Below are 26,129 nucleotides of genomic sequence, written 5' to 3'. Positions count from 1 at the left end.
TAAGCTTGTCTGGTGCAGAAGCCCGCCGCGTCCAGCCCCCTCGTGGGGGTCGCGCTCGTCATCGGCTCCTGCCTCTCTCTTCCCTTCGGGGCCGCGGTCGCCGCTCAGCTGTTCCCGGTTCTGGGACCCTGGGGTGTGACCTCGCTGCGCGTCGCGATCGCCGCGGTCCTGCTGGTCGTCATCGTGCGGCCGCGGCCGCGGAAGTGGACCCGCCCGCAGTGGTTGGCCGCCGTGCTCTTCGGCGTCTCCCTCGCCGCGATGAACGGCTTCTTCTACGCCGCGATCGATCGCATCCCCCTGGGGCCGGCCGTCGCGATCGAGTTCCTCGGGCCACTGGTGCTCGCCGCCGTGCTCACCCGGAAGCTCTCGGACTTCACCTGGGTCGGCGTGGCCCTGCTCGGCATGGTCGTGCTGGGCATCGACGGCCTGATCGGCGCCGAACCGCTCGACCCGCTCGGGGTGGTGTTCATCCTCATCGCCGCCGGCTTCTGGGCCATGTACATCCGGATGAGCGCCCGCGTCGGCGCGCTCATCCCCGGCAGCAGCGGCCTGGCCATGGGGCTCGTGGTCGCCGCGGTGCTGCTCATCCCGGTCGGTATCCCGGCCGCATCGACGGTGGCGATGGATCCGCAACTCCTGCTGCTCGCGGCGATCACCGCGGTGCTGTCGTCGGTGATCCCCTACAGCTTCGAGCTCGCGGCGCTGCGCCGTCTGCCGCAACGGGTGTTCGGCGTGCTGCTGAGCCTCGAGCCCGCCTTCGCCACCCTCGCCGGATGGCTCATCCTCGGGCAGGATGCGACCCCGCTGCGACTGCTGGCCATCGCCCTCGTGATCGCCGCGAGCGTGGGGACCACGCTCGGTGTGCGGAGGGACCGCCGCGACGGAGGTCCCTCCGGCCCCTTCACCGCGCCGATACCGCTGCCCGACTGACCACCGGCGTCGGCAGCGGGAACCGCCGACGCAGGATGATGCGCTGTGCGAGCGTCCAGACCACCGTGACGGTGAGGTACAGCGCGGCGGCGAGCGGCACGAACACGGCGAAGACCGCGGTCACGTAGTGCATCGCCGAGACGACGCGCAGCATGGTGGGGGAGTTCAGCGGGGAGTCGTCGGCGTCGACCGGTGTCGGGCGGAACATGCGGCGGGTGACCTCCGCGGCCGCGATCATCACCGCCAGGAGCACCCCGAAGACGAGGAACGTGGCCGCAGTCGCCGTGCCGCCGAAGAGCGCCGCGATCAGACTCGTGCCCAGAGGTGCGCCGAACAGGTCGTGCGCGAGCAGCTCGTTCGCGTGTCCCGCGATCTCCGGGCGCAGGAACAGCGTGTACAGGATGCCGACGACGGGGGCCTGCGCCAGCACCGGGAGCATCCCCGCGAACGGCGAGGTGTTCTCGGCGCGGTACAGCGCCATCGTCTCCTTCTGCAGACGCTCGGGGTTCTTCTTGTGGCGGCGCTGGAGCTCGCGCAGCTTCGGCGCGAGGCGCGCCCTGGTCTGCTCGGCCTTGGCCTGGGAGATGCCGACGGGGATGAGCAGCGCCCGCACCAGCAGGGTGACGAGCATGACGGCGAGGGCGGCGGCCGAGGCTCCGGCGAGAGGGGTGAGCAGGTCGGAGAGCCCGGTCAGGGCGCCGTAGGCGGCGTCGAGGAGGGCGGCGAGAGGGGGAAAGGCGAAGATGTCCATGCAAGAGTCCGTTCGTGGCGTCGGGAAGGGTTGGCGAAGGCCGCGTGATCCCGTCGTGTGAACGGACTACGCGGCGCTCGCGACTCCCGGCGCCCGAGGCCGTGGGTGGCCTGCGGCATCAGGATCGCTCTGCGTGAGGAGGGTGCCGATGTCGATCGCCCGCAGCGGATGCGGGGCGTCTGCGGTGGCTTCGGGGCGCACGCTCAGCACGATCGCGAGCGTGAGGGCCGTGACCGCGAGCACCGCGATCGCGAGGCTGAGAGCTGCCGCATCGGGCATCGAGACGAGTCCGAGCGCGGTCGCGACGAAGCTCAGCATCTGCCCGAACCACTCGCTCATGTGCGCTCTCCCTCCTGCAGCGAGGGTATCACCGGGGTCTACAGGTCGGACCCGTCACGGTCGACCCCGGGGGTGCGGCGCGGGCGTAACGTCGAAGCATGAGTGACCTTCGCGCCCTGCTCGGGATCGAGCATCCGATCATCCTCGGCCCGTTCGGCGGGCTCTCCTCGACCGCGCTCACCGCCGCGGTGAGCAACGCCGGCGGACTGGGCTCATTCGGCCTGTACGGCTACGAGGGCGACCGCATCCGCGCGACCGGAGCTGAGCTGCGTGCGGCGACCGATCGGCCGTTCGCGGTGAACATCTGGCTTCCCACGGGCGACGAGGTCGAACCGAACCCGCAGCACACGGTGTTCGCCCAGGCGCTGCAACCCTTCTACGAGGCCGTGGGTCTCGACGTGCCGAGCAGACCGGAGCGCTACACCCCCGCCCTGGAGGAGCAGCTCGACGCGATCTGGGAGATCGAGCCCACGGTGCTGAGCGTGGTGTTCGGGGTGCCGTCCGCCGATGTGGTCCGAGAGGCGCACCATCGCGGTATCCGGATCGTCGGCACGGCGACCACCGTGGCCGAGGCGGTCGCGCTCGCCGCAGCGGGAGTGGATGCCGTGGTCGCGACCGGGGCGGAGGCCGGCGGGCATCGGGTGTCGTTCCTGCGCCCTGCCGAGGAGTCGCTCGTCGGGACCTTCGCCCTGATCCCGCAGGTCGTCGATGCGGTGGACGTGCCCGTGATCGCGGCCGGAGGCATCGCCGATCGACGCGGTGTGGCCGCGGCGTTCGCTCTCGGGGCCGCGGGCGTGCAGGTCGGGACGGCCTTCCTCGCCGCCTCGGAGTCGGCGACCAACCAGGCGCACCGCGACGCGATCCGCTCGACCGCTGCCGACGAGACCGTGCTCACGCGGGCGATGAGCGGGCGTCTGGCCCGTGGTGCGCGCAACCGCGTCGTGCGCGCCATCGAAGCCAGCGGCACGATCGCGCCGTTCCCGATGCAGAACTGGCTCACGGGTCGCTTCCGGGCTGCCGCGGGGGAGCAGAACCTGGGCGCGCTACAGTCGCTGTGGATGGGGCAGGGCGCGCCGCTCGTGCGCCACGAGACCGCCGCGCACGTGTTCGCCGAACTGGTCGCGGGGGTTCCGGTCGCTCCCTGAAGCTCATCGACGAACAAGAGCGTGAAGGGACTGCCTGGAGGCGAAGGTGCACTGAGTGTTAACATAGCCAGGTTCATGGCTAACATGGACATATGAGCAGTCACAATGTTCTCGACGCGCGCAACAGTCTCTCGAGGCTGATCGCGGACTCTCAGGCGGGCGAAGACGTCGTCATCACCAAGCGGGGGAAGCCGGTAGCGAAGCTCGTCCCGATCGGGCCGGTCGATCTCGTCCGCAGCGGGCGGCTCCTCGTCGAGTGGCTCGAGCGCGACCCGTTGCCAGGGCGGCTGGCCCGTTCGGCCGCCGAGCTCGACGCGCAGATCGCGGAAAGCCGAGACGCCTGGGAATGATCTACCTCGATTCCTGCATCCTGATCTACGCCATCGAAGACGACGGGCCTCGGGGTGACGCCGTCCGAAACGCACTCCGAGAGGTGGACGTCGCGGTGGCCTCGAGTCCTCTGGCGCTTCAGGAGTGCTTGGTCGGCCCGCTGCGCGGGCGCAATCCCGAGCTGCGCGACCGCTACCTCGCGATGTTCGAACACCTCGAAGAAGTGACGCTGGACGCGACGGTCTTCATCCGTTCCGCGGAACTCCGGGCGGATTTCGGGTTGAAGACGCCAGATGCCGTGCATCTCGCTGCGGCTCAGATCGCGGGCTGCACCGAACTGTGGACGAACGACAGACGCCTCGCAGATGCTTCCCACGGGCTCGCGGTCGACGTGATCGGTGCCCGATCCTGACGCGGCCCCGCTGAGGATTCTCTGTGTTCGCGAGGCGGGACGCTCGCTCCTCTAGAGGATGACCGTGGACTTGCCGTGCACGATCACGCGATCCTCGGCATGCCACTGCACGGCGCGCGCGAGCACCAGACGCTCGACGTCGGCGCCGCGGCTCTGCAGCTCGGCGGCCGATTCGGAGTGGGTCACGCGCGTGACGTCCTGCTCGATGATCGGCCCCTCGTCGAGGTCGGCCGTCGCGTAGTGCGCGGTCGCACCGATCAGCTTGACGCCGCGATCCTTGGCCCGCGCATACGGGTTCGCACCGATGAAGGCGGGCAGGAACGAGTGGTGGATGTTGATCACCGGGGCCTCGAGCCGGGTGATGAAGTCATCGGTGAGGATCTGCATGTAGCGCGCGAGCACGACGAGATCGACGTTGCCGCGCAGCAGCTCCAGCTGGCGCTCCTCCATGGCGGCCTTGTCGCCGGAGGGGATGTGCACGAACGGCACGCCGAACGACCGGACGGCCTCGGCCAGGTCGGGGTGGTTGGAGACGACCATCGTGATGTCGATGTCGAGCTGCCCGCGCTGAGTGCGCCACAGCAGCTCCATCAGGCAGTGGTCGTACTTCGAGACGAAGATCGCGACGCGCTTGCGCCGGGCCACGTCGTGCAGCGACCACTCCATGCCGAAGCGCTCGGCGACGCCGGCGATGTCGGCTTCGAGCGCGGGGCGCGCGGCCGAGAGCCCGTCGAGGTGGATGACGGTGCGCTGGAAGAAGCGTCCGCCCTCGGAGTCCGTCGAGTGCTGGTCGAGGGAGATGATGTTCGCCCCGTGCTGAGCGAGCACGCCGGCGACGGCGGCGACGATGCCGGGCTGATCGTCGCAGGCGATGAGCAGGCGGGCGGTATCGGGCTGAGACATGGGGACTCCTCGAGGGTGTGCATCGATTCTGCCGTGGATGCGCCGAGCGGGCGAATCGCGAGAGCACCGCGCGATGCCCTGCACCCGCGCGACGGCCGCCTCACCTACCCTGAGAGCATGGAAGCGAGCGACCTCGGCCTGGTGCTGGTGCCCCTGCTGGCTGTCGCCGCACCCCTGCTCGCCCGTGGCGTGCGGCCGGTGGTCCGGGTGCCGATCGTGGTGTTCGAGCTCGTTCTCGGCATCCTCATCGGTCCCGCGGTTCTCGGCTGGGTCGAGACGGGACCGCTGCTGGAGAAGCTCAGCGACTTCGGCCTGGCGCTGCTGTTCTTCGTCGCGGGCACCGAGATCGACTTCACGAAGGTCGCGGGCAAGCCGCTCGCCCGGGCATCGCTCGGGTGGCTGCTCAGCGTGCTGCTGGGCATCGGCCTGGGTTTCTTCTTCGCGCCGGGTGAGGGGATGGTGGTGATCGGGATCGCCCTCAGCTCGACGGCGCTGGGAACGCTGATGCCGATCCTGCGCGACGCCCGAGAGCTCGACTCGCCCTTCGGTCGTGCGATCAGCGCGATCGGTGCGGTCGGCGAGTTCCTGCCGCTCATCGCGATCTCGATCTTCCTGAGCACGCGGACCACTCCGATCGCCACCGCTGTGCTCCTGACCTTCGTCGTGCTCGCCGGTCTCGCCGTGCTGTTGGCCACGCGCGTGTCGCACGGACGGCTGCACCGCATCGTCCGTGCCACCCTGCACACCTCGGATCAGTTCGGCGTGCGCTTCGTGATCCTCCTCATCGCGGCCCTCGTGGGGCTCAGCGTCATGCTCGACCTCGACATGCTGCTGGGGGCGTTCGTGGCCGGCGCGATCTGGCGCATCATCATGGCGCGCGCGCCGAAGAAGGATGCGGAAGAGGTCGAGAGCAAGATCGAGGCGATCGCCTTCGGATTCCTCGTGCCGATCTTCTTCCTCTACACGGGTGTCACGTTCGACCTGCAGGCGCTGCTCACATCGCCGTCGGCGCTGGCTCTGGTGCCGATCTTCCTGATCGCTCTGCTCGTGATCCGCGGATCGGCGGCGCAGCTGTCGGCCCCGCCCGGAGCGAGTGCTCGCGATCGCGCGGCTCTGGGGCTCCTCGCCGCGACCGGTCTGCCGATCATCGTCGCCGTGACGGCGATCGGTGTCGACCAGGACATGATCGACACCGGCACGGCCGCGGCGCTGGTCGGCGCCGGCATGCTGTCGGTGCTGCTGTATCCGCTCATCGGCATGACTCTCCGCGGCGACCGCGCGGAGGTCGTCGGGCCGGAGCGGGCCGCCGAGTCCACGCAGGGAGAACTGTGACCACCGCATCCGCACTCTTGACCCAGGCCGTGAAGGACCTGCAGGACGCGCCGAAGGAGGGACTCGGCGAGCAGCGCGATTCCCGCTGGCGCGGGCGTCGCATCGTGCGGGTCGGAGACGCCTGGCACCTGGGCGTGCTGCTGCTGACAGAGACGCACGCGCTGGCGACGGCGGAGGTGCTGCGCGCGGCCGACCCCGGGCGCCGCGGCTACACCGCGGAGTCGGCCAGGGAGCGTGCCGAGCGCCGAGCCGAGGCACTGCGCGGTGGCTTCGGCGAGGGTGAGGTCGTGCACGTGGGGTGGAGCGTCATCGACGTCGACGGGGTGGATGCCGGAGGCTCCTCCGGGCCGCTCGCCCTGATCGACGGGGTGCCGTCCGTGCGCTGGAGCACCGCGGGCGGTTTCATGCCGCTGGAGGCATATCTGCGCGAGCGTGTGGCGCTGCTGCGGGACGCGACCGCGAGCTGACGCGGGTTCCCCGACTCAGGCGAAGGTCTCGGCGAAGCGGCGCAGGAGCGCTGCGCCCTCGGTCACCGATGCCGCGAGCACCTGCTGCTGCACCGCGTCGAACTCGTCGGGGTCGAAGTAGCCGGTGGTGCGGTAGAACGTCATGCGGTCGGCGAAGTCGCGCGGAGTGGGCTCGGGGTGAAACTGCGCCGCGTACAGGTGCGTGCCCACGCGGTAGGCCTGCACCGGACAGGTCTCGTTCGTCGCCAGCAGCACGGCACCGGGAGGCGTGCTCGCCGCGCTCTCCTTGTGCGCCGTGAAGACCGTGAGAGCCGAGCCGCTGGGGCCGAACACGGGGTCGGCTGCACCGGCTGCGGTCGTGTCGATCACGGTGGCGCTCGCGGGTTCAGGGGTGTCGGTCACGACCTCGCCCCCGAGCATGCGGGTGACCACGCCGATGCTGAAGCAGGTGAAGAACACCGCGATCTCGGCCGCCATCGCCGCGTCCGCCAGCGTGCGGAGGTCGGCTTCGACCCGCAGCTGCTCCGCGGACTTCACCGTGTCGGAGACGTTGAACGGCGAGCCCCCGACCACGACGCCGCGGTACCCCCGGAGACGCTCGATGTGCAGCGGCGTCTGCAGCAGATCGAGCCGGTCGACCACGTCGACACCGAGGGCCCGGCGGAAAGAGGCATGCTCGGCATCCGCCGCCCCGATCTCGGGCCGCACGCAGACGTAGAGAAGCGAGGCCATCAGGAGATTCTAACGATCGCGCGAGGCCGAGCCGACGCGGTCACCGCGAGGAGTTGGTCGTGCGACCGCGGACGATGCCGACGAAGGTCTCGACGTCGGGCGTGGTGCGCTCGCGCGGCCAGACCAGGGCGACCGTCGATGTCGGTCCGTCCGCGAGCACCCGGTGATCGGCATCCTTGCGGTGGTGCAGGCGGGCGAGGGACATCGGGACGATCACGATTCCGACACCGGACGCGGCGGTCGCGACGGCTTCGCCGGTCGGGAGTGCGGCGAAGGTCGCCGGGAGAGTCCCGGGGAGATCGAGCGGGCCGAGCACATCGTCGGTCAGGCCGATCACGACTTCGCCCTCGAGGTCGGAGCCCGTGAGCTCAGCGGCCGCCATCAGGTGCGAATCGACCGCGGCGACGACGACGGGGAGCTCGTCGTACAGCGGGATGATGTGCAGAGAATCGTCGGTGAGCGGCAGACGCACCAGCGCCGCGTCGACCCCGTCGAGCGCGGCCCGCTGTGTAGCGGCCTCGATCGGAACGAGCTCGAGCGGCACTCGTGGCATCCGCTGCTTCCACGCATCGATCCACTTGCCGGGTGTCGCCCCTGGCACCGCGCCCAGCCGGAAGGTGCGCGGTGCCTCGGGTTCGGGCTGAGGAGCGTCGAAGACGACCTTGGCCGTCGGCTTCTTCGGCTTCTGTGGGGGGAACCGCTCGGCGGGGGCGGCCTTGTTCCGGCGCACCGGCGTGCCCCTGCTTGCGCCCTTCGCGGGCCGTCTTCCCTGATTCGCCATGGGGTCAAGGTTACTCGGCGAGCGGTTCCGGAACCTCGTGCAGCGGCGCCGGTGCCGTGGCAGCGAGCGTGCGCTGGGCGCGGCGGATCAGCCCGACGGCTCCGCCGACGAGCAGCAGCACACCGATCGTCAACACCAGGATCATGTTGACGGTGGTCGGGGTCAGGGCCAGCAGCCCGTCTGCGAGGGTCTCGCGCCGATCGGCGTCGGCGAGCATCCAGAGCGCGATCGCCGCGACGGAGGAGAACAGGAAGCCCCAGATGATGGCGGCCCAGCGGGTGCGGGGCGGGGTGGCCGGTTCGATGATCGTGGGCGTGCTCATCACTGGTCTTCCTTCACGGGCTCGTAGATGGTGACGTTGATGGCACCACTGGTCTGATCGATGGTGACGGGCTGGACGGTGGTCGCAGACACACGGTCCGAGGAGATGTCCTGGACGATGACGGACTCGCCGCCGCGGTCCTCGAAGGACCAGACGCCGCTGTCGATGATGGTCGCGGTCTCGCCCTCCACCCGCGTCCAGTGCGCCGTTCCGGTGTCGAGCGTCGCGCGAAGCTCGAGCTCCACTCCCGCATCGACGTAGATCTCGGTGGTGCCGGAACCCTTCTCGATCACGATCGGCCGGGGCGCGCCGTCATGCTGGTTCAGCGAGAGATAGAGGTCTCCGAACGGCTGACGGATGTGCTCCGCCCGGTTGTTGGAGATCGACGCCCAGCCGAGCGTGAAGCCCTGAAGGGTCGAGAATGCGCCGGCCACGAGACCTCCCACCAGCGTGAGCACGGTGACGAAGGCCAGGAAGCCGCTGCGGCGACGGAACGCTCCGGCGACGATCATGCCGAGCGCGAGGATGAGTGCGGCGGCGAGAAGTCCCAGCGCTCCGCCGAGGGCCTCACCGCCGGTGACGAGACCGACGGCGGCACCCGTGATGATGGCGAGACCGATCATGGTCGCGGCGAAAGCGAAGCCCGCCCGCGGGTTCGATGCCCGGCGGATGCGGCGGCGCTCGGCCGCCTCTGCGGCGAACACCGCGGCCTCGGCCTGGCGCTCGCGGCGCAGCTGGTCACGGGCAGCCCGTTCGACATCCTGCTGCTGGCGCCGCCATGCCTGGTCCTGTTCCTTCCAGGCGGCGTGCTGAGCGCGCCAGGCCTCGAGGGCCGCAGGGTCTTGAGAACCGGGCGGCAGCGGAACCGGCGGTGCGGGCGGGGTGAGGGCGAGCGAGGCATCCGGTGCCGCAGGCTCCGTCACGGTGTCGGCCGCGGCGTCTGCCTCGGTCGGGAGAGTGGCATCCGCCCCCTCGACGGTACCCGAACCGGCGAGGGGGGCGGATGCGGCCGGGGCCGCCTGATCTGCGGAAGCCATCGGCAGATCAGGCGCGGAAGCACCCGGAGTGCGGCTGGCAGCACGCACGATCAGGAAGAGCAGGCTGGCGACGAGCACGAGCCCGAGGATCCAGCTGATGAGGGAGAGAGCCGTCCAGCCGTCGTATCCGAGCCCGAACAGGCGGCCCGCGAGCGGAGCCGTGGGGAACAGGCCGATGACGGCCATCGCCAGGATGCCCCACTGCACGGGCTGATAGTCGCGGCGCAGCAGATCGCGCACGTGCACCCGTCCGTCGACGTCCGGCAGCAGCGCCCAGGCGGCGGCGTAGAGGAAGATCACCGGCAGTCCGAACAGCGCGGCGACCACGAGCACGCCCCGCACGATCAGCGGGTCGATGCGCAGGCGCGCGGCGATGCCAGCGGCGACCCCGCCCAGCCAGCCCTCGGAGCGGGCGACGCCGAGACCGGCGACCCAGAGCAGGAAGCGATCGGCGCCCCGCGGGATATCGGTGCCCTCAGCGCCACCGGCCGGAGCGGCGGGGTCGGCAGGGGGCGGGGGCGCAGTCGGAATCGTCATGCTTCGATCCTGGCGGCCGCAGGGGGATGCCTGCCATGGGGGGAACCCCTGAGCGGCCCCTGATTCTGGGCAGGGGAGCACCCCGAGCGGGCGCGCGGGTGATTGGATTGCCCCATGTCCTCTTCGGCGCACGCTCCTGCGCGGCCTCCGCGCGTGGCCGCTCCACCGCGCCCGCCGCTGACCCGGGATCGTGAGTGCCTGGTGGCCGGCGTCAGCACGGGGCTCGCCCGCCATCTCGGTGTGCGGGTGTCGTTGGTGCGGGCGCTGTTCATCGCCCTGACATTGTGCGGCGGCGCCGGCATCCTCCTCTATGCATGGTGCTGGATGTTCACGCCCTGGGCGGAGGGCGAGAGCGCGCCGACCAGACGGATGCCGGTGGCCTGGCTGCTGCTTGCCCCTGCCGCGGTCGGGATGCTCGTCGTCCTCGTCTGGCGAGGAGGCAGCGACTGGCTGAGCGGATCGATCCCGCCCGGCACCGCGGCCGTCGTCGTCGGTGGCACCGTGGCCTTCGCGACGGGTGCCGGTCTCTGGGCCACGCTCATAGATCGCACCGACACCGCGCGCGGGCCCCGGCACACCCTGAGCATCCGGATCCTCTCGATCCTGCTGCTCGCCCTGCTGGTCACGGTTCTGCTGTCCTGGCCGGTGGCGCGGTCGGGTGTGGCGCTGGTGCTCCTCCCGCTGGTCGGGCTCGCCGCCGTGGTGTCGTCGACGCTGATCCCGCGGTGGCGGGAGCTGTCGGGCGAGCGGGTGCGCCGCATCCGGGAGGAGCAGCGCAGTCAGATGGCCGCCCACCTGCACGACTCGGTGCTGCAGACACTGGCGCTGATACAGAACAGGGCGGGGGCCTCCAGCGAAGCCGCACGGCTCGCCAGGGCGCAGGAACGCGAGCTGCGTGCCTGGTTGTACGACGGCGATGCCCCCGCCGACAGTGATCTTCCGACCGATCTGCGCGACTATGCGGGAGCGCTCGAACTCGACTACCCCGTGCGCATCGACGTCGTCTCGGCCGGGCTGTCGACCGAGCGGGCGAGCGGGGAGCTCGCCGCGGCGGCGCGGGAGGCGATCCTGAACGCGGCCCGGCACGCGGGTGGGGAGATCTCCGTGTACATCGAGGGAAGCGCCTCGGGGGTGGACGTGTTCATCCGCGATCGGGGGGCGGGATTCCGACTCGACGACGTGCCCAGCGATCGCCTGGGAGTGCGGGAGTCGATCATCGGCCGGATGCGCCGTGCGGGCGGCACCGGAGAGGTCCGCAGCGATGGCAACGGCACCGAGGTGCGCCTTCGCATCACCACGAGCGCGCTCCAGGATCGACCGGCGCCGCGCCAGACCCCTTCGCGGGAGGAGAACCATGGCTGACAGCATCCGGGTCGTGATCGTCGACGACCACTCGATCTTCCGCTCCGGGCTGCGCGCCGACCTCGACGCGAGCGTCGACGTGGTCGGAGAGGCCGCCGACGTGCCGTCCGCGATCGCGGTGATCGGCGAGACGCAGCCCGATGTCGTGCTCCTCGACGTGCACCTGCCAGGGGGCAGCGGAGACGATGCGGCCGGAGGCGAGGCCGTGATCCGCGGCTCGTCTCCCACCGCCGCCCGGTTCCTCGCGCTGAGCGTGTCGGACGCGGCGGCCGATGTCGTGCGCGTGATCCGCGCCGGCGCCAGGGGCTACATCACCAAGGGGTCGTCGGGTGTGGAGGTTAGCAGCGCGGTGCGCGCAGTGGCCGACGGGGATGCGGTGTTCTCTCCGCGGCTCGCCGGCTTCGTGCTGGACGCGTTCGGTGCGGTGGCCGGCGAGACAGCGACGGCGACCGACGAACTCGACCGGCTCTCGGCGCGCGAGCAGGAGGTCATGCGCCTCATCGCCCGGGGCTACGCGTACAAGGAGGTCGCGTCGGAGCTGTTCATCTCGATCAAGACGGTCGAGACACACGTGTCATCCGTGCTGCGGAAGCTGCAGCTGTCGTCGCGTCACGAGCTCACGGCCTGGGCCTCGGAGCGGCGCCTGCTGTGAGCCGGCTCTGCGGTCGGACGCCTCAGGCGGCGAGCCACAGACCCTTCTGATCCGTCGCGATGGTGAGCCCGGCGGCAACCGTCTCGTCGTCGCCGATCCTCGCGCCGCGCACGATGCGCGCCCCGGCGCCGATGTCGGTGCGCACGCCCACGTAGGCGTGATCGCCGATCGCCGCGCCGTGGCCGACGTGCGCGTGCGCGTCCACGAACGCGCCCTCGCCGATCACTGCGTCTTCGTCGATCCAGGCGCCGCGCGCGATCGTCGCGCCGGCGCCGACGCGCGCTCCCGGTTCGATATAGGCACCCGCCTCGATATGCGCCTTCGGGTGCACCTTCGCGCCATGCGCGACGAGACCCCGGCCGTTCGCGTGCTTGCGGTACCGCAGCGTCGCGCCCTGGTCGTTCTCGATGTCGACGTAGTTCTTGCCCACGATTCCTCCCGTGCTCCGGAGTTCTCCGGATATACCAACAACCACGGCGAGGTCGGATTCATTCCCGCGGATGGATGTTGTCAGCGTTGACAGGACGGGCACCAGAAAGTGATGCGTTCTCGGGTCGGATCTGCGCCCTGCTCACCGCGTCTGATGAGGGTGCCGCAGCGTCGGCACGGGCGTCCGGCGCGGCCGTACACCCAGGTGGTCTGGCCGCCGCGATTGACGCCGGTGAACGTGCGGTCGGCGCGATCGCGGTTGGCGCGGATCGTGCGCACGCCGAGGTCGAGGAGGGCGGCGACATCGACCTCCGGGGTCGGCGTCGTCGGCAGGATTCCCCGCAGGAACAGGAGTTCTGCGGCGTACTCGTTTCCGAATCCCGCGACGTTGCGCTGATCGAGCAGGGCGACATGGATGCTGCGGGTGTCGGCTCCGAGGCGCCGGACCGCCTCTGCCACATCCCAGTCGGCGGCGAGGGGATCCGGACCCAGATGACCGACGAGCTGGTCTTCGTCCCGGGTGGGGACGACCTCGATCTCGGCGATGTCCACGCCGACGGCTTCGCGGTGCGCCGTGCCGACGATCGCGCGCACCTTGAAGGCCGGGTGGCGCCACTTCTCGCCGGGTCGGTAGACGAACCAGGCGCCGTCCATGCGCAGATGCGAATGCAGTGTGCTGTCGCCCACGCGCAGCAGCAGGTGTTTGCCGCGCGCGAGTGCACCGTGCACCGGCTGCCCGGTCAGATCGAGGGTCGCGAACCGGGGGACCCGGAGGTCGAATCGGGTGACCTCCGCACCCGACAGGGCCTCGTCGAGGCGCCGTGCGGTGCGGAAGACGGTGTCGCCCTCGGGCATCAGGGCGCTCCGAGGGGCGCGTGGGGCGGGCGCGGTGCCTGCTGCGGTGCTGCGGGTGGTGGCGGGGTCGCCGGCAGGCTCGGTGCGGTGGCGCCCGTGCGGGCGAGCATGTCCCGCGCCAGCATGGTGCTGCCGGCGACGGCTGCGGGCATGATCGCGACCGCGCCGCCGGGGATCAGGAAGCAGAGCTGGGTCGCGAAGCCGAAACCGAGGACCCGCGCCCGGCTGCCCGAGAACAGGGCGGCGCGATCGGCCGGGCTGAGCTCGCGCGCGTCGAAGGCGCGCCCCGTGAGCTCGCGGGCGAGCAGCCGACCGGTGAGCACCACACCGGAGATGGCGCCGAGGAACCCGCCGACCGCCGGGATGAGGCCGATCAGGAGCACGAGGATCGCGATCAGGATGCCGAGCAGGATCAGCCGGAGCCCCTCGCCGAGCGTTGTCCAGAAGCTGCCGCCGTCCGCCGGAGGCGCCTCGCCCAGGTCGACCTCGACCGCGTGCCAGATGCGCTGGTAGAAGGGGTCGCCGATGGTCAGGGTCAGGGCACTGAAGACGACGCTGGCGAGCGCGAGTGCGGCCGCCACGATCACGAGGCCCACGGCGGCGCGCAGCAGACCCCTCCACGGCTCGAACCATCCCTCGGCGAACGGGGTCAGCCAGGCGGACAGCGACGGCATGCTGAGCACCAGTGGGATGAGGGCGGCCGCGAGCACGACCACGGCGATGATCGCGGGGATCAGCCCGAGCATCATGAGACCGGGCCTGGTGCGCCACAGCCCGAACCCGCGCAGCAGGGTGCGGATGCCGGTCGCGAACTCTCGGATCATGGGTTCCAGCGTAGGTGCATCGCTCAGACGGCCTTGCGGAGCGTGTACCCGCGCGGAGTCGCCACGAAGCCGGCCTCCTGCAGGGCGAGGGCGAGTCCCGTGCCGTAGACGCCCTCGCCGTTGATCTTCTCGACGGTCAGGGTGTCGAGGCGGCGACTGCGCGCGGTGGTCGCGAGGTCGGCGGCTGCGGCGCGCAGCACCTCGGGGTCGTCGCTGAACGACAGCACCGTGCGGCCGCCGCGTTCGAGGGAGAGCACGAGGGTGCCGTCGACGAGCACGACCAGAGCGCCCGCCTTGCGCCCGGGGCGGTGCGACACCCCGTCGAGCTTGGGCCAGCCGAGCGCAGCACCGTAGGGGTTCGCGGGATCGGTCGCCGCGAGGGTCACGGCCTTGCGGGGAGGCGGGTCGGCGAGTCCGGCGTAGGTGCGCAGACGATCGACCGTTCCGGAGGCGGCGAACTGCGCGGCTCCCAGCTTCTCGATCACGTAGCCGCGGCGGCAGTGGCCGGCTTCCTCGAAACCGGCGAGCACCCGGTAGGCCTGGGCGAAACCACCGGGAACGCCCTCGGCCTGCACGGCGCCGCGGGTGACGACGCCGTAGCGGTCGAGCAGGAGCCCGGCGGTGACGGTCGCCCGGCGGGCGGGATCGGTCTCGAGTGCGGGCAGCAGTGACCAGCGCCCGCCGATCGAGGGCGGCCGGGGAGCTGCGGCACCCGTGAAGGACACGCCACGGTAGGTGCGGGCACGGGGAGCGCGGCGTTTGACCTTGTGCGCCTGCGAGCCGCCCGCGAGAAGGGAGCGGATCGGGGCGAACGTGTCGTTGGTGACGTGGCCCGACCACGTCAGCGACCACAGCGCCTCGAGCACGGACTGCTCGTTCTCGGCCGCCGCCATCTCCTTCAACTGCCCGGCGAAGTAGGCACCGCCCACGTCGAGGGCGACGAGGATGCGCGACTCCAGGGAATCGGACGCGATCTCGGCGTCGCGCTCCGGCAGGGTGAAGGGGGCGAGGTCTGCCGGATGCAGCGACACCCAGCCGTCGCGCCCCGGCAGCGTGCCGTGGCCTGACCAGATGACCTCTCCGGCGGCCGTCAGCTCGTCGAGCATCGCGGGCGAGTAGTCGCGCACCCGGGAGGGGAGCACGAGCGACTCCCACGCGCTCGCGGGGATCGGCACGCCCGCGAACTGCTCGATCACGGTGAGCACGCCGTCGACGCCTTCGAGCGGTCGTCCGATGTGCTGCCAGTCCGGCAGGAATCGGGCATAGGCCTCGGGGGAGACGGGCTCGACCGATCCGCGGATCGCGGCGAGCGAGCGCATCCGAAGGCGGCGCAGCACCTCGGTGTCGCACCATTCGATGGCGTCTGCGCTGCCGGCCGCCTCGGGCAGGAAGTACCCGCTCGTGATCCGCCCTGCGGTCTCGAGGCGTTGCAGCGTGTGCCGGGCGACGGCGGCGCCGAGTCCGAACCGCGTGGCGACGGCATCCGTGGTGAACGGGCCGTGCGTGCGGGCATGGCGGGCGACGAGGTCGCCGAGGGGATCGGCGACGGGTTCGAGGAACGCCACAGGGATGCCGGTGGGCAGCGCCGCTCCCAGCGCATCGCGCAGACGCCCCGCATCCTCGATCGCGGCGACGCGGCTCGTGCCGGCGATCGTGACGGGGATCGCCCGGCGCGCGGTGATCAGCTCGTCGAGCAGCGCTCCGGCCGAGGTGTCGGCGATCGACTCGGGGTCGAGGCGCGCGGCCACCTCGTCGGCGTCGAGCGGCCCGAGCATCCGCAGCAGGTCGGCGACGCCCTCGAGCCCGCGTGCCCGGCGATCGGGGTCGAGACGCTGGGCCTCGCGCTCGAACTGGGCGATCACATCGGGGTCGAGCAGTTCGCGCAGCTCGACCGTGCCCAGCAGCTCGCCCAGCAGCGCGGGGTCGACCGAGAGTGCGGCCGCTCGGCGCTCGGCGAGAGGGGAGTCGCCCTCGTACATGAACGCGCCCACGTAGCCGAACAGCAGGTCGCGGGCATAGGGCGACGGCTGCCCGGGCTCGGTCTCGACCAGGCGGATGCGGCGATCCGCGATCGACGTCGCGAGTGTGCGCAGTGAGGGGAGGTCGTAGACGTCCTGCAGCACCTCGCGCAGCGTCTCCAGGATCACCGGGAACGTCGGATGACGTCTGGCCACCTCGAGCAGTTGCGCCGACCGCTGCCGCTGCTGCCACAGCGGCGTGCGCTTGTTCGGGTTCATGCGCGGCATGAGCAGCGCGCGCGCCGCGCACTCGCGGAACCGGGAGGCGAACAGGGCGGAACCGCCCACCTCCTCGGTGACCAGGTGTTCCAGCTCGTCGGGGTCGAACACGAACAGCTCGGCGCCGGGCGGCTCGGCCTCGGCGTCGGGGATGCGCACGATGATGCCGTCGTCGCTCGCGACCGCCGACCCCTCGACGCCGAGACGCTCGCGCACCCGCGCGTTGATCGCCAGCGCCCAGGGGGCATGCACCTTCATCCCGTACGGGGAATGCAGGATGACGCGCCAGTCGCCGACCTCGTCGCGTCCCCGCTCGACCGTCAGGGTGCGGTCGGTGGGGAGCGTGCCCGTCGCCTCGCGCTGCTCGGTCAGGTGGGCCATGAGGTTCGCCCGTGCCTGCTCGTCGAGCCCGGCATCGATGAGTCGCTGCGCCGCCTTCTCGGGGGTGGCCGCCGACACCTCGCGGGAGAACGCGCCCAGCGCCTCGCCGAGTTCGAACGGCCGGCCGATGCCGTCGCCGTGCCAGAACGGCACCTTGCCGGGCTGGCCGTAGGCGGGGATCACGTTGACGCGGTCGTGGGTGATCTCGGCGATCCGCCAGCTCGTCGTGCCGAGCGTGAACACATCTCCCACCCGGGACTCGTAGACCATCTCCTCGTCGAGCTCGCCCACGCGTGCTCCGGTCGTCTCGCCGGCGACGAAGACCCCGAACAGGCCGCGGTCGGGGATCGTGCCGCCACTGGTCACCGCGATGCGCTGCGCACCGGGGCGTCCGGTCAAGGTGCCGGCGTCGCGATCCCACACCAGTCGCGGCCGCAGCTCCGCGAACTCGTCGGAGGGGAAGCGGCCGGCGAGCAGGTCGAGAGTCGCCTCGTAGGCCGAACGCGGAAGGGCCTGGAAGGGCGCCGACCGGCGGACCGTCTCGAACCACTCCTCCACGCCGATGGCGCCGAGCGCGCTCGCCGCGACCGTCTGCTGGGCCAGGATGTCGAGCGGGTTGCGTGGCACCTGGATGGCCTCGATCTTGCCCGCCAGCATCCGCTCGGTCACGATCGCGGTGTGCAGCACGTCGCCGCGATGCTTCGGGAAGAGCGCGGCGCGACTGATCTCGCCCACCTGGTGCCCGGCGCGGCCGACGCGCTGCAGGCCCGAAGCCGCGGACGGGGGCGCCTCGACCTGGATCACGAGGTCGACCGCACCCATGTCGATGCCGAGTTCGAGACTGCTCGTCGCCACGACGCAGCGCAGCACCCCCGACTTCAGCTCCTCTTCGACCTGAGCCCTCTGATCCTTCGAGACCGACCCGTGGTGCGCCTTCGCGAGCACGGGATCGGCGCCCGCGGTGGCTCCGGCCTGCGCCATCATGGCGGCGGGTATGGTCGCCGCCGGCAGCTCGATGCCGATGCGCTCGGAGTAGATCTCGTTCAGTCGGCCCGTCAGGCGCTCGGCGAGCCGGCGGGAGTTGGCGAACACGATCGTCGAGTTGTTCTGCAGGATGCGGTCGACGATCGCCTCCTCGACATGCGGCCAGACGGATCCGGTGACCTCGGAGTATTCGGCATCGGCCGCGTCCCCCGGCACACCGGGAGGGGGCGGCGGGTTGGTCATGTCGTCCATCGGCACGACCACGCCGAGCTCGAAGGTCTTGGATGCGGGAGGTGCGACGATCTCGACCGGAGCCGACCCGCCGAGGAACCGCGCGACCTCGTCGATCGGACGCACCGTGGCCGAGAGCCCGATGCGCTGCGCCGGCTTCTCGATGCCGTTCGCGCGGCGCAGGGCGTCGAGACGCTCGAGACTCACGGCGAGGTGTGCGCCGCGCTTGGTGGCGGCGACGGCGTGCACCTCGTCGATGATCACGGTGTGCACCCCGCGCAGGGTCTCGCCCGCCCGGCTCGTGAGCATGAGGTAGAGCGACTCGGGGGTCGTGATGAGGATGTCGGGCGGATCTGACACGAGCTTGCGCCGGTCGCTCGAGGTCGTGTCGCCCGATCGCACGCCGACCGTCACCGCAGGCGAGGGCACTCCGAGCCGTCTCGCCGACTGCCCGATGCCGATGAGCGGGGAGCGGAGGTTGCGCTCGACGTCGACGCCGAGCGCCTTCAGCGGGGAGATGTAGAGGATGCGCGTGCGCGGCTCGCCCTTCGCAGGCGCGGAGGTCTCCGCCATGCGCTCGCGGAACACGCTGTCGATCGCCCACAGGAAGGCCGAGAGCGTCTTGCCCGAGCCGGTCGGGGCCACCACGAGGGCGTGCTTGCCTGCGGAGATCGCGTCCCACGCGCCCGCCTGAGCGGGAGTGGGCGCGGGAAAGGCACCCCGGAACCAGTCCTGCGTCGCGGGGGTGAAGCGGTCGAGCACATCGCTCATCCCTCCATCTTCGTGCAGGCCGGGGACATCGGGGTCGTGACGATGTCGGCGGAGGGCGACCTCGACACCTTCATCGAGGTCGCCGAGGTCTGTCCGGCCGAGCAGGCCACCTGCGCCGGGGCGTCGTACCGCAGTACGACGCCCCGGCGCAGTGGGCACTTCGGGCCGACGCGACGGGGCGGCCTGCGCTCATACCGTCTCCCTATGCCCACCGGAAACACCGTCTCCCATCCCGCAGGAACCGCGTTGCGCGTCATCGCCTCGATCGTCGGAAGCGTGCTCGTCGCCGTCGCGCTGAGCATCATCTGGATCGCCAGGTTGAGCATCGATCGGGTCCTGTACGTGAGTGGTCTCGGCGCAGACGGTGAGCCGACTGCCGGATGGTTCGAACTCGCGCTGCTCCTGCTCGTCGTCGGGGGCTTCGCTGTGGCCTGGGCCGCGCGCGGGCTGCGCTCCACGGTGCCGTGGCTGAGCGTCTGGTCGCCGTCGTTCTCGGTGGCGATGGCGTCGTCGCTGTTCCTGGTGGCCTCGCAGGTCACGTGCACGACCGGATGCCCGCTGCCGGTCGGGCCCGCGTTCACGTGGCAGGACCTCGTGCACACGACCGTCGCCGTTCTCGCCTTCGCGCTCGCCGCCTTCGCGATGCTCCAGGTCTCGTTCGTGGAGGGTCGACGGACGCTGCGGGTGCTTTCGCTCGGCGCCGGTGTCTCCACCGCAGCGATCGCGGCGGCCGGCGGCATCCTCTCGCTCCTGCAGTTCCGCACCGACATCGGGAGCATCCTCGAACTCGTCGCTACCACCATCGGGATGGGGTGGCTCGCGATCCTCGGAATGGACACCGCGGTCGCGCAGCGGCGGGTGCGGCGCAAGACATGGAAGCCGGTGCTGCAGGCCGTCGAAGTCCGCAGGAGCACCGCGCGCAGCACGGGAACGATCTCTCTCGTCGCCGTCTCCCGCTGAGGGAGCCGCGAGTGCGGTGCGTAGAGTCGTCACATGCGAGAGTCAGCACCGGCCGGCGATGGAGGGGTCCGTGCGGTGGACCTGCCACGGCCACCGGGAGTGGTGCGGCGGTTCTGGGGGAGTCACCCCTGGCTCTTCGACGGGCTGCTCGCCTTCTTCTATCTCCTTCTGAGCGGGTTCTGGGTGCTGGTCACCCCGTTGTCGTCGGGAAAGTGGTCGCCGCTCCCACCGATTCTCATCCCGCTGATCCTCGCGCTCGTCGGCGCCGCGGGCCTGCTCGTCCGGCGCCATCGTCCCTGGATCACCTTCGCGGTGTTCGTCATCGTCGCGGCGATCACGATCGTGATCGACACCCCCGCCGACCCGATCGGCATCGCCCTGGCGCTGTACGCGGTGTTCGTCTATCGCTCGAACCGCAGTGGTTGGATCGCCTTCGGGATCACGGTCCTCGGCGGCATCCTCGTGTTCCCGCTGCTGGACGGCCTGCGGCGGGGCGATCTCGGCGGTTCGTTCTCCGTGGCGGTGAGCCTGCTCTTCCTCGTCGTGATGCTGATCGCCGCACTCCTCGGAGTGACCGTGGGTGACCGGCGCCGCTACATCGGGGCGATCCTCGACCGCGCCAACCAGCTCGCGCGCGAACGCGACCAGCAGGCGAGGATCGCGACACTGGCCGAGCGTGCGAGGATCACCCGCGAGATCCACGATGTCGTGGCGCACAGCGTGTCGGTCATGGTGTCTCTCGCGGACGGTGCGAGCGCGCTGGCCGAAAAGGACCCCCAGCGGTCGCGGAGTGCCGTTCAGGAGATCGGCGAGGTCGGTCGGCAATCTCTCATCGAGATGCGGCAGCTGCTGGGAGCCCTCGGAGACGACACCGTCGACGCGGACGAGCAGAGTCCGCTGCGCCCCAATCCCGGGCTGAGCGAGCTCACCGCTCTGGTCGAGACCTTCCGCACGGCCGGGCTGCCGGTCACGGTGCGCACGCAGGGAGCGGCGCCCTCATCACCGGCTCTGCAGAACACGATCCACCGCATCGTGCAGGAGGCGCTCACGAACGCGCTGCGCTACGCGAAGGATCCGCGCGAGGTGCTCGTGAACCTCGACTTCCGTGGAGAGGTCCTGACGGTCGAGGTCTCGGATGACGGACGGCAGGGCCCGCCGGCGGCATCCGTCGGGTCGGGACGTGGCCTCCTCGGAATCCGGGAGCGTGCACGACTCGCAGGCGGAACCGTGCAGGCGGGCCCCGCGCCCGGCGGCGGATGGCGCGTGCGGGTGGAGATCCCCGAGCAGGAGGAACAGCGATGACCGAGGAACGAATCCGACTCCTCATCGTCGACGATCACGAGCTGATCCGGCGCGGTATGCGAATGGTGCTCGACGCCGAGGACGACATGCAGGTGGTGGGCGAGGCGGTTTCCGGTGCGGAGGCCGTGCACATGGCCGCGGATCTGCGACCCGATGTGATCTTGATGGACATCCGGATGCCGGAGATGGACGGCATCGAGGCGACCCGCCGCATCGTCAGAGGCACGCCGTCGAGCCGCGTGCTGGTGCTCACGACCTTCGACCTCGACGAGTATGCGTTCGGGAGCCTCCGCGCAGGAGCGAGCGGATTCCTGCTGAAGAACACGCCTCCCGGGCAGCTGACCACCGCTATCCGAGCGATCGCCGCGGGTGACGCCCTGGTCTCGCCGCGTGTGACCCGATCGATGCTCGACCTGTTCGCCACCCGCCTGCCCCGGGAGTCCGAGACGGTGGATCCGCGGTTGGGGGTGCTGACCGAGCGGGAGCGCGAGGTGTTCCTCGCGATCGCCAAGGGCTACAACAACACCGAGATCAGCAAGAGCCTGTTCGTGTCCGAGTCGACCGTGAAGACCCACGTCGGCCGCATCCTGTTGAAGCTCGATCTGCGCGACCGCGTACAGGCCGTCATCCTCGCCTACGAGGCCGGGGTGGTCTGACAGCACGGGTCCGGCGAAGGCGGGTGTCGGGAAGGCCCTCGCCCCGACACCCGCCTCTCCGATCTCCCGCGCATCACGCTTCCAGTGAGACCTCCTGGAGCGCGCCCTCCGCATCGATCTCGAGTGTCAGGTCGAGATCCAGCCGCCGCAGGAACGCATCGTCATGACTCACGATGAGCACCGCGCCCCGGTAGGCGTGGAGGGCTTCGACGAGCTGGGCGACCGTGTCGAGGTCGAGGTTGTTGGTCGGCTCGTCGAGCACCACGAGGTGCGGTGCGGGGTCGGCGAGCAGCAGCTTCGCCAGCGCGACGCGGAAGCGCTCGCCGCCGGAGAGGGCGGCGACCGGACGCTCCGCGGTGGCCCCGCGGATGAGGAAACGGGCGAGCCGGTTGCGCAGCTCCTTCTCCGGCACGTGCGGCGCCGCGGCGGCGATGTTCTCGAACACCGACCGCCGCTCGTCGAGGCCGTCCACGCGTTGCGGCAGGTAGCCGATCAGATCGGTGTGGGCTTCGGCATGCAAAGGCGGCCGCGCACGACCCAGGGCTTCCGTCCCGGATCCGACGCGCTCCGCCCCCTCTGGCCCGTCGGGAGCCGTTCCTTCCGAGTCGTGAACACCGGCGGCGATCAACCGCTCCAACAGCGTGGTCTTCCCGGCACCGTTCCGGCCGATCAGCGCGACACGCTCCGGCCCCTGGATCACCCAGGCCCGTTCGTGATCGCCGATCGTCGCGATACGGCGGCTGCGCGACACCTGCGGGTCGGGCAGTTCGATCTTCATCGAGGCGTCGGAGCGCACGCGTCGCCCGGCCTCGTCGAGCACCGATCGCGCGGCATCCTCCTTCGCCCCGACCTCGGTGCGGAGCTTGCCCGCTGAGACCTCGGCGGCCATCTTGCGGCCGTGCGCCACGATCTTCGGGACGCGCTTCTCGATCTCCGCCTTCTTCGCGGTGCGGGTGCGGTGGGCGAGTTTCACCTCGGCCTCGATCCGCTGGCGCTTCTCCTTGCGGAACGCCTGGGCGGCGGTGACCTCGGCCTGTCTCGCAGCATCCTGCTCGGCGTCCAGCCAGGCGCGCCACTGCGAATAGGGGCCACCGAACACGCTCAGCGTCTGGGCGTACAGCTCGGCGGTGTCATCCATCAGCTCGAGCAACGACAGGTCGTGACTGACGACGATGAGCGTGCCCTTCCAGGCCTGCACCATCGCCGCGAGCTTGGTCCTGGCGTCGCGGTCGAGGTTGTTGGTCGGCTCGTCGAGGAGCGTGATCGGTGCACGGCGCAGGCGGATGCCGGCGATCGCGACGAGCACGGCCTCGCCGCCGGACAGCTCGCCGACCCTGCGGTCGAGGAACTCCGGAGCGAGCCCGGCCTCCGCCAGCGACGCCTCGGCGCGCGCCTCGATGTCCCAGTCGTCGCCGACCGCATCGAAGTGGGCGGGGTCGACGTCGCCCGCGCTGATCGCCCGCACGGCGTCGAGTGCCGCGGACACGCCGAGGAGCTCGGCGACGCGGCGGTCGACGTCGAGAGTCAACTGCTGCGGAAGGTACGCGACCTCGCCGGATGCCGTGATGGCGCCCGATGTGGCTTCGAGCGAGCCTGCCATCAGCCGCAGCAGCGTGGATTTGCCCGCGCCGTTGCGACCTACGAGGCCGGTGCGTCCCGAGCCGAATGCGCCCGAGACGCCGTCGAGCGCGATCGAGCCGTCGGGCCAGGTGAAGGTGAGTCGGTCGAGCACGACCGATGGGTGAAGAGCGGTGGGGGTTGACATGAGTGTCTCCTGTCGAGTGCATGGGTGCACTGACACCGAGCCCTACCGGCTCGTGACACGCGTCACAGGATGCGGAGGGGAGGGTCTGCCGTGGAGTCGGCGATCGTCGGGTCAGCGCGCGGGAAGAAGAGCGCGGAGGCGACGGATCAGATCAAAGGACTTCCAGACACGGCGGACAGGACTCCCCGACGATACCCGGGCGTGTCGCATTCCCGCAACCCCGGGCGTGTCGGTTCGTGGCTCGGTCGTCGACCACGACGATGTGGCTAGCTCGCGGCGACCCCGTCGAGCCACTTCGTGAGGAACCGGTGCACGTCGGTGAGCTCCTCCTCGGAGATGCTGTGGGTGAGCCCGGTGTACACCCGGCCCGACAGCTCTGAGTGCGTGGGCAGCCACTGCGCGGTGTGATCGATCAGCGCGGGTGGGATGACGTCGTCGTGCGTTCCTCGGCCCCAGAACACGGGTGGGCGCAGCTCTTCCAGGGCCTCGTCGTTCGGAAGCTCTCCCGGGGACGCATAGCCGCTCAGCGCCACCACCGCGCCGAACCGCTCGGGTGCCAGCCGCAGGGCCTGCAGCGATACCGCCGCGCCCTGCGAGAAGCCGAGCAGCGCGATCGAGGGGGCCTCGGTCGCCGCCGTGTCGAGCCAGCGCAGGAAGGACTCCGCCGCGAGGGTGACGGCAGCGGAGCTGCGCCCGTCGAGTCCCTCGATCGGATACCACGAGCGCCCTGGCATCGGCCACGGGGGTGCGAGGGGCGCGGCGACGGATGCGACGGCGATGCCCTCGGGGAGGTAGGGGACGAGTCCGAACAGGTCGTGCTCGTCGGCACCGTAGCCGTGGAGCAGGACCAGCAGCGGCATCCCGCCGCGGTCGGGGGATGACCATCTGGTCGCGGTGTCGTCGATCGTCAGGTTCTCGCTCACATCGTCATCCTGCCAGGGGCGACCGACGTGCACACGGTGTCGGTTCAGGAAGGCGGCTGGTAGAAAGGACACATGGCGGTCCGCACACCTGATCCCGAGCCGGAGCCCGACGACGAAGGTCTCGGCGCTTTCCGGGAGTCGAACCCGCCCTCCCCGGATGCGAACCCCGGCTGGCTGAGCGAATTCGAGCTCGCAGAGGCGCGACGCCGTCTGCCGATGCTCTACGTCGAGGCGATTCCCGTACGCACCGACGGCTCCGGCCAGGTGACTGAGATCGGCATCCTCCTGCGCTCCACGCCGATGGGGGAGATGACGCGCACGATCGTGTCGGGGCGCGTCCGCTTCGGGGAGACGGTGCGCGACGCCCTGTTCCGGCATGTCGAGAACGACCTCGGTCCGATGGCCTTCCCGTTGATGCCGCCGCAGCCGCTGCCCTTCACCGTCGCGGAGTACTTCCCGATGCCCGGCGTGAGCGCCTTCCATGACGACCGGCAGCACGCCGTGTCCCTGGCCTTCGTCGTGCCGGTCACCGGTACGTGCGAGCCGCGCCAGGATGCCCTCGAGGTCACCTGGTTCTCGCCGGAGGCCGCCGCATCCGATGCAGTCGCCGCCGAAATGGAGAACGGTCGCGGCACGCTCATCCGCCAGGCTCTCGCGAGCCTCGGCCTCCTGCGCTGACTTCTCCGGAAGCTCAGGCCGTGGTGAGGCGGGCGAGTTCGGCGACGAACGCGTCGACGTCGGCTTCCTCGGTGTCGAAGCCGCACATCCAGCGCACCTCCTTGCGTGCCGCGTCCCAGTCGTAGAAGCGGAACGAGTCGCGGAGCCGGTCGGCGACGCCGTCGGGGAGCGTGGCGAACACGCCGTTGGACTGGGTCGGCTGGGTGAATTCCACACCGCGGATGGATCCGTCGGCGATCCCGGCCTCGATCTCGGAGCGCAGGCGCGCCGCCATGGCATTGGCATGCCGGGCGTTGCGCAGCCAGAGGTCGCCCTCCAGCAGCGCGATCAGCTGGGCGGAGACGAACCGCATCTTCGAGGAGAGCTGCATGTTGAACTTGCGCGAGTAGGTGAGACCGTCGGCGGCTTCGGGGTTCAGCACGACGATCGCCTCGCCGAGCATGGCGCCGTTCTTGGTTCCGCCGAAGGTGAGCACGTCGACGCCGGCGTCGCGGGTGAATGCACGCAGCGGCAGATCGAGGGCGGCGGCGGCGTTCGACAGACGGGCGCCGTCGAGGTGCAGCTTCATGCCGCGCTCGTGCACGTGGTCGGCGATCGTGCGGATCTCCTCCGCCGTGTACAGCGTGCCGAGCTCCGTGGTCTGGGTGATCGAGACGACCAGCGGCTGCGCGCGGTGCTCGTCGCCCCAGCCCCACGCCTCGCGGTCGATCAGCTCCGGGGTGAGCTTGCCGTCGTCGGTGGGGACCGTGAGCAGCTTGAAGCCGCCGATCTTCTCGGGGGCCGCGGCCTCGTCGACGTTGATGTGCGCGGTGGAGGCGGCGATCACCGCGCCCCAGCGCGGCAGCATCGACTGCAGGCCGGTCACGTTGGCGCCGGTGCCGTTGAACACCGGGAACGCCTGCACGCCGTCACCGAAGTGCTCCTGGAACACCTCCTGCAGGCGCGCGGTGTACGCGTCCTCCCCGTAGGCGCTCTGGTGGCCGCCGTTGGCCACGGCGATCGCCGCGAGGACCTCGGGGTGGATGCCGGAGTAGTTGTCACTGGCGAAGCCCCGGATCGCGGGGTCATGCTGGATGCTCACCTCCCCAGCCTAATTGTCCC

At 70.7% G+C, this 26,129-nt stretch carries 26 protein-coding genes; 12 read left to right on the top strand and 14 right to left on the bottom strand.

The window, feature by feature from the left end; genetic code table 11:
• Positions 1–12: 12 nt before the first annotated feature.
• Positions 13–930, top strand: a complete 918-nt coding sequence (locus ASD13_RS03335; RefSeq protein WP_055865756.1) for an EamA family transporter — start codon at positions 13–15, stop codon at positions 928–930.
• On the opposite strand, the gene ASD13_RS03330 is transcribed toward ASD13_RS03335, so the two are convergent.
• Together ASD13_RS03330 and ASD13_RS03325 are read right to left on the bottom strand one after the other, a co-directional pair.
• Entirely contained in the window at positions 902–1,681 is a 780-nt protein-coding gene (locus tag ASD13_RS03330) for a YidC/Oxa1 family membrane protein insertase (RefSeq protein WP_055865753.1), read from the bottom strand. The two genes, ASD13_RS03335 and ASD13_RS03330, sit on opposite strands and share 29 nt — an antisense overlap.
• 66 nt (positions 1,682–1,747) lie before the next feature.
• Complete coding sequence (locus tag ASD13_RS03325) at positions 1,748–2,020, bottom strand: DUF6412 domain-containing protein (protein WP_055865751.1); 273 nt, start codon at positions 2,018–2,020, stop codon at positions 1,748–1,750.
• A 98-nt stretch (positions 2,021–2,118) separates the two neighbouring features.
• Between ASD13_RS03325 and ASD13_RS03320 the strand changes: the two genes are divergently transcribed.
• The 3 genes from ASD13_RS03320 to ASD13_RS03310 all read left to right on the top strand — a co-directional run bounded on the left by ASD13_RS03320 (position 2,119) and on the right by ASD13_RS03310 (position 3,907).
• Positions 2,119–3,165 (top strand): NAD(P)H-dependent flavin oxidoreductase, encoded by a 1,047-nt coding sequence (locus ASD13_RS03320; protein ID WP_055865746.1) that lies wholly within the window; start codon positions 2,119–2,121, stop codon positions 3,163–3,165.
• A gap of 92 nt (positions 3,166–3,257) precedes the next feature.
• Positions 3,258–3,515 carry a type II toxin-antitoxin system Phd/YefM family antitoxin gene (locus ASD13_RS03315; RefSeq protein ID WP_017829287.1) on the top strand — a complete coding sequence of 86 codons (258 nt, stop codon included), beginning with the start codon at positions 3,258–3,260 and terminating at the stop codon, positions 3,513–3,515.
• Positions 3,512–3,907, top strand: coding sequence for a type II toxin-antitoxin system VapC family toxin (locus ASD13_RS03310; protein WP_055865743.1), 396 nt, complete (start codon positions 3,512–3,514; stop codon positions 3,905–3,907). Before ASD13_RS03315 ends, ASD13_RS03310 begins: the two co-directional genes overlap by 4 nt.
• Before the next feature lie 51 nt (positions 3,908–3,958).
• Here ASD13_RS03310 and purU read toward each other — a convergent pair whose 3' ends face one another.
• Complete coding sequence (gene purU, locus ASD13_RS03305; RefSeq protein ID WP_017829285.1) at positions 3,959–4,810, bottom strand: formyltetrahydrofolate deformylase; 852 nt, start codon at positions 4,808–4,810, stop codon at positions 3,959–3,961.
• 117 nt (positions 4,811–4,927) lie between these two features.
• On the opposite strand from purU, the gene ASD13_RS03300 reads away from it, so the two are divergent.
• Together ASD13_RS03300 and ASD13_RS03295 are read left to right on the top strand one after the other, a co-directional pair.
• Entirely contained in the window at positions 4,928–6,142 is a 1,215-nt protein-coding gene (locus ASD13_RS03300) for a cation:proton antiporter (RefSeq protein WP_055866860.1), read from the top strand.
• A complete protein-coding gene (locus ASD13_RS03295) occupies positions 6,139–6,609 on the top strand; it encodes a hypothetical protein (RefSeq protein ID WP_055865740.1) in 471 nt (156 codons plus the stop codon). Before ASD13_RS03300 ends, ASD13_RS03295 begins: the two co-directional genes overlap by 4 nt.
• 15 nt (positions 6,610–6,624) lie before the next feature.
• Here ASD13_RS03295 and ASD13_RS03290 read toward each other — a convergent pair whose 3' ends face one another.
• From ASD13_RS03290 to ASD13_RS03275, 4 genes are read right to left on the bottom strand one after another with little or no spacing between them, the layout of a single operon-like run.
• Positions 6,625–7,341, bottom strand: a complete 717-nt coding sequence (locus ASD13_RS03290) for a glutamine amidotransferase-related protein (protein WP_055865736.1) — start codon at positions 7,339–7,341, stop codon at positions 6,625–6,627.
• A 40-nt stretch (positions 7,342–7,381) separates the two neighbouring features.
• Positions 7,382–8,122 (bottom strand): substrate-binding domain-containing protein, encoded by a 741-nt coding sequence (locus ASD13_RS03285; protein WP_235562457.1) that lies wholly within the window; start codon positions 8,120–8,122, stop codon positions 7,382–7,384.
• 10 nt (positions 8,123–8,132) lie between these two features.
• The gene (locus ASD13_RS03280) at positions 8,133–8,444 is read right to left on the bottom strand and encodes a hypothetical protein (RefSeq protein WP_055865730.1); all 312 of its coding nucleotides are present in this window, start codon (positions 8,442–8,444) and stop codon (positions 8,133–8,135) included.
• Complete coding sequence (locus ASD13_RS03275; RefSeq protein WP_055865727.1) at positions 8,444–10,018, bottom strand: PspC domain-containing protein; 1,575 nt, start codon at positions 10,016–10,018, stop codon at positions 8,444–8,446. The genes ASD13_RS03280 and ASD13_RS03275 overlap by 1 nt, the downstream gene beginning before the upstream one ends.
• Positions 10,019–10,171: 153 nt before the next feature.
• Here ASD13_RS03275 and ASD13_RS03270 point away from each other — a divergent pair, with 153 nt between their 5' ends.
• Together ASD13_RS03270 and ASD13_RS03265 are read left to right on the top strand one after the other, a co-directional pair.
• Positions 10,172–11,380 carry an ATP-binding protein gene (locus ASD13_RS03270; RefSeq protein ID WP_235562456.1) on the top strand — a complete coding sequence of 403 codons (1,209 nt, stop codon included), beginning with the start codon at positions 10,172–10,174 and terminating at the stop codon, positions 11,378–11,380.
• Positions 11,373–12,032 (top strand): LuxR C-terminal-related transcriptional regulator, encoded by a 660-nt coding sequence (locus ASD13_RS03265; protein ID WP_055865721.1) that lies wholly within the window; start codon positions 11,373–11,375, stop codon positions 12,030–12,032. The genes ASD13_RS03270 and ASD13_RS03265 overlap by 8 nt, the downstream gene beginning before the upstream one ends.
• Before the next feature lie 22 nt (positions 12,033–12,054).
• On the opposite strand, the gene ASD13_RS03260 is transcribed toward ASD13_RS03265, so the two are convergent.
• The 4 genes from ASD13_RS03260 to ASD13_RS03245 all read right to left on the bottom strand — a co-directional run bounded on the left by ASD13_RS03260 (position 12,055) and on the right by ASD13_RS03245 (position 18,744).
• Positions 12,055–12,462: a DapH/DapD/GlmU-related protein gene (locus ASD13_RS03260; protein ID WP_017829277.1), complete on the bottom strand. Its 408-nt coding sequence runs from the start codon at positions 12,460–12,462 to the stop codon at positions 12,055–12,057.
• A gap of 80 nt (positions 12,463–12,542) precedes the next feature.
• Positions 12,543–13,316 (bottom strand): DNA-formamidopyrimidine glycosylase family protein, encoded by a 774-nt coding sequence (locus ASD13_RS03255; RefSeq protein ID WP_055865718.1) that lies wholly within the window; start codon positions 13,314–13,316, stop codon positions 12,543–12,545.
• Entirely contained in the window at positions 13,316–14,140 is an 825-nt protein-coding gene (locus ASD13_RS03250; protein ID WP_055865716.1) for an EI24 domain-containing protein, read from the bottom strand. The genes ASD13_RS03255 and ASD13_RS03250 overlap by 1 nt, the downstream gene beginning before the upstream one ends.
• A 23-nt stretch (positions 14,141–14,163) precedes the next feature.
• The gene (locus ASD13_RS03245) at positions 14,164–18,744 is read right to left on the bottom strand and encodes an ATP-dependent helicase (RefSeq protein WP_055865713.1); all 4,581 of its coding nucleotides are present in this window, start codon (positions 18,742–18,744) and stop codon (positions 14,164–14,166) included.
• Between the two features lie 204 nt (positions 18,745–18,948).
• On the opposite strand from ASD13_RS03245, the gene ASD13_RS03240 reads away from it, so the two are divergent.
• From ASD13_RS03240 to ASD13_RS03230, 3 genes are read left to right on the top strand one after another with little or no spacing between them, the layout of a single operon-like run.
• The gene (locus tag ASD13_RS03240) at positions 18,949–19,704 is read left to right on the top strand and encodes a DUF998 domain-containing protein (protein WP_200942442.1); all 756 of its coding nucleotides are present in this window, start codon (positions 18,949–18,951) and stop codon (positions 19,702–19,704) included.
• Positions 19,705–19,737: 33 nt separating this feature from the next.
• Positions 19,738–21,006, top strand: a complete 1,269-nt coding sequence (locus tag ASD13_RS03235) for a sensor histidine kinase (RefSeq protein WP_157535562.1) — start codon at positions 19,738–19,740, stop codon at positions 21,004–21,006.
• Positions 21,003–21,662 (top strand): response regulator, encoded by a 660-nt coding sequence (locus ASD13_RS03230; RefSeq protein ID WP_055865708.1) that lies wholly within the window; start codon positions 21,003–21,005, stop codon positions 21,660–21,662. Before ASD13_RS03235 ends, ASD13_RS03230 begins: the two co-directional genes overlap by 4 nt.
• Before the next feature lie 73 nt (positions 21,663–21,735).
• Here the strand turns inward: ASD13_RS03230 and ASD13_RS03225 are convergent, their stop codons facing one another.
• Together ASD13_RS03225 and ASD13_RS03220 are read right to left on the bottom strand one after the other, a co-directional pair.
• Entirely contained in the window at positions 21,736–23,427 is a 1,692-nt protein-coding gene (locus ASD13_RS03225; RefSeq protein ID WP_055865705.1) for an ABC-F family ATP-binding cassette domain-containing protein, read from the bottom strand.
• 266 nt (positions 23,428–23,693) lie between these two features.
• Positions 23,694–24,350, bottom strand: a complete 657-nt coding sequence (locus tag ASD13_RS03220) for an alpha/beta hydrolase (RefSeq protein ID WP_200942441.1) — start codon at positions 24,348–24,350, stop codon at positions 23,694–23,696.
• A 72-nt stretch (positions 24,351–24,422) separates the two neighbouring features.
• Here ASD13_RS03220 and ASD13_RS03215 point away from each other — a divergent pair, with 72 nt between their 5' ends.
• Positions 24,423–25,028, top strand: coding sequence for an NUDIX hydrolase family protein (locus tag ASD13_RS03215; RefSeq protein WP_017829271.1), 606 nt, complete (start codon positions 24,423–24,425; stop codon positions 25,026–25,028).
• Positions 25,029–25,041: 13 nt separating this feature from the next.
• Here the strand turns inward: ASD13_RS03215 and ASD13_RS03210 are convergent, their stop codons facing one another.
• A complete protein-coding gene (locus ASD13_RS03210; RefSeq protein WP_055865703.1) occupies positions 25,042–26,109 on the bottom strand; it encodes a threonine aldolase family protein in 1,068 nt (355 codons plus the stop codon).
• Positions 26,110–26,129 lie beyond the last annotated feature (20 nt).

Source organism: Microbacterium sp. Root1433D1, from assembly GCF_001426835.1.
Lineage (GTDB): Bacteria > Actinomycetota > Actinomycetes > Actinomycetales > Microbacteriaceae > Microbacterium > Microbacterium maritypicum.
Note: the sequence above shows the minus strand (reverse complement) of the source record. Positions and strands in the feature narration are given on the sequence as shown.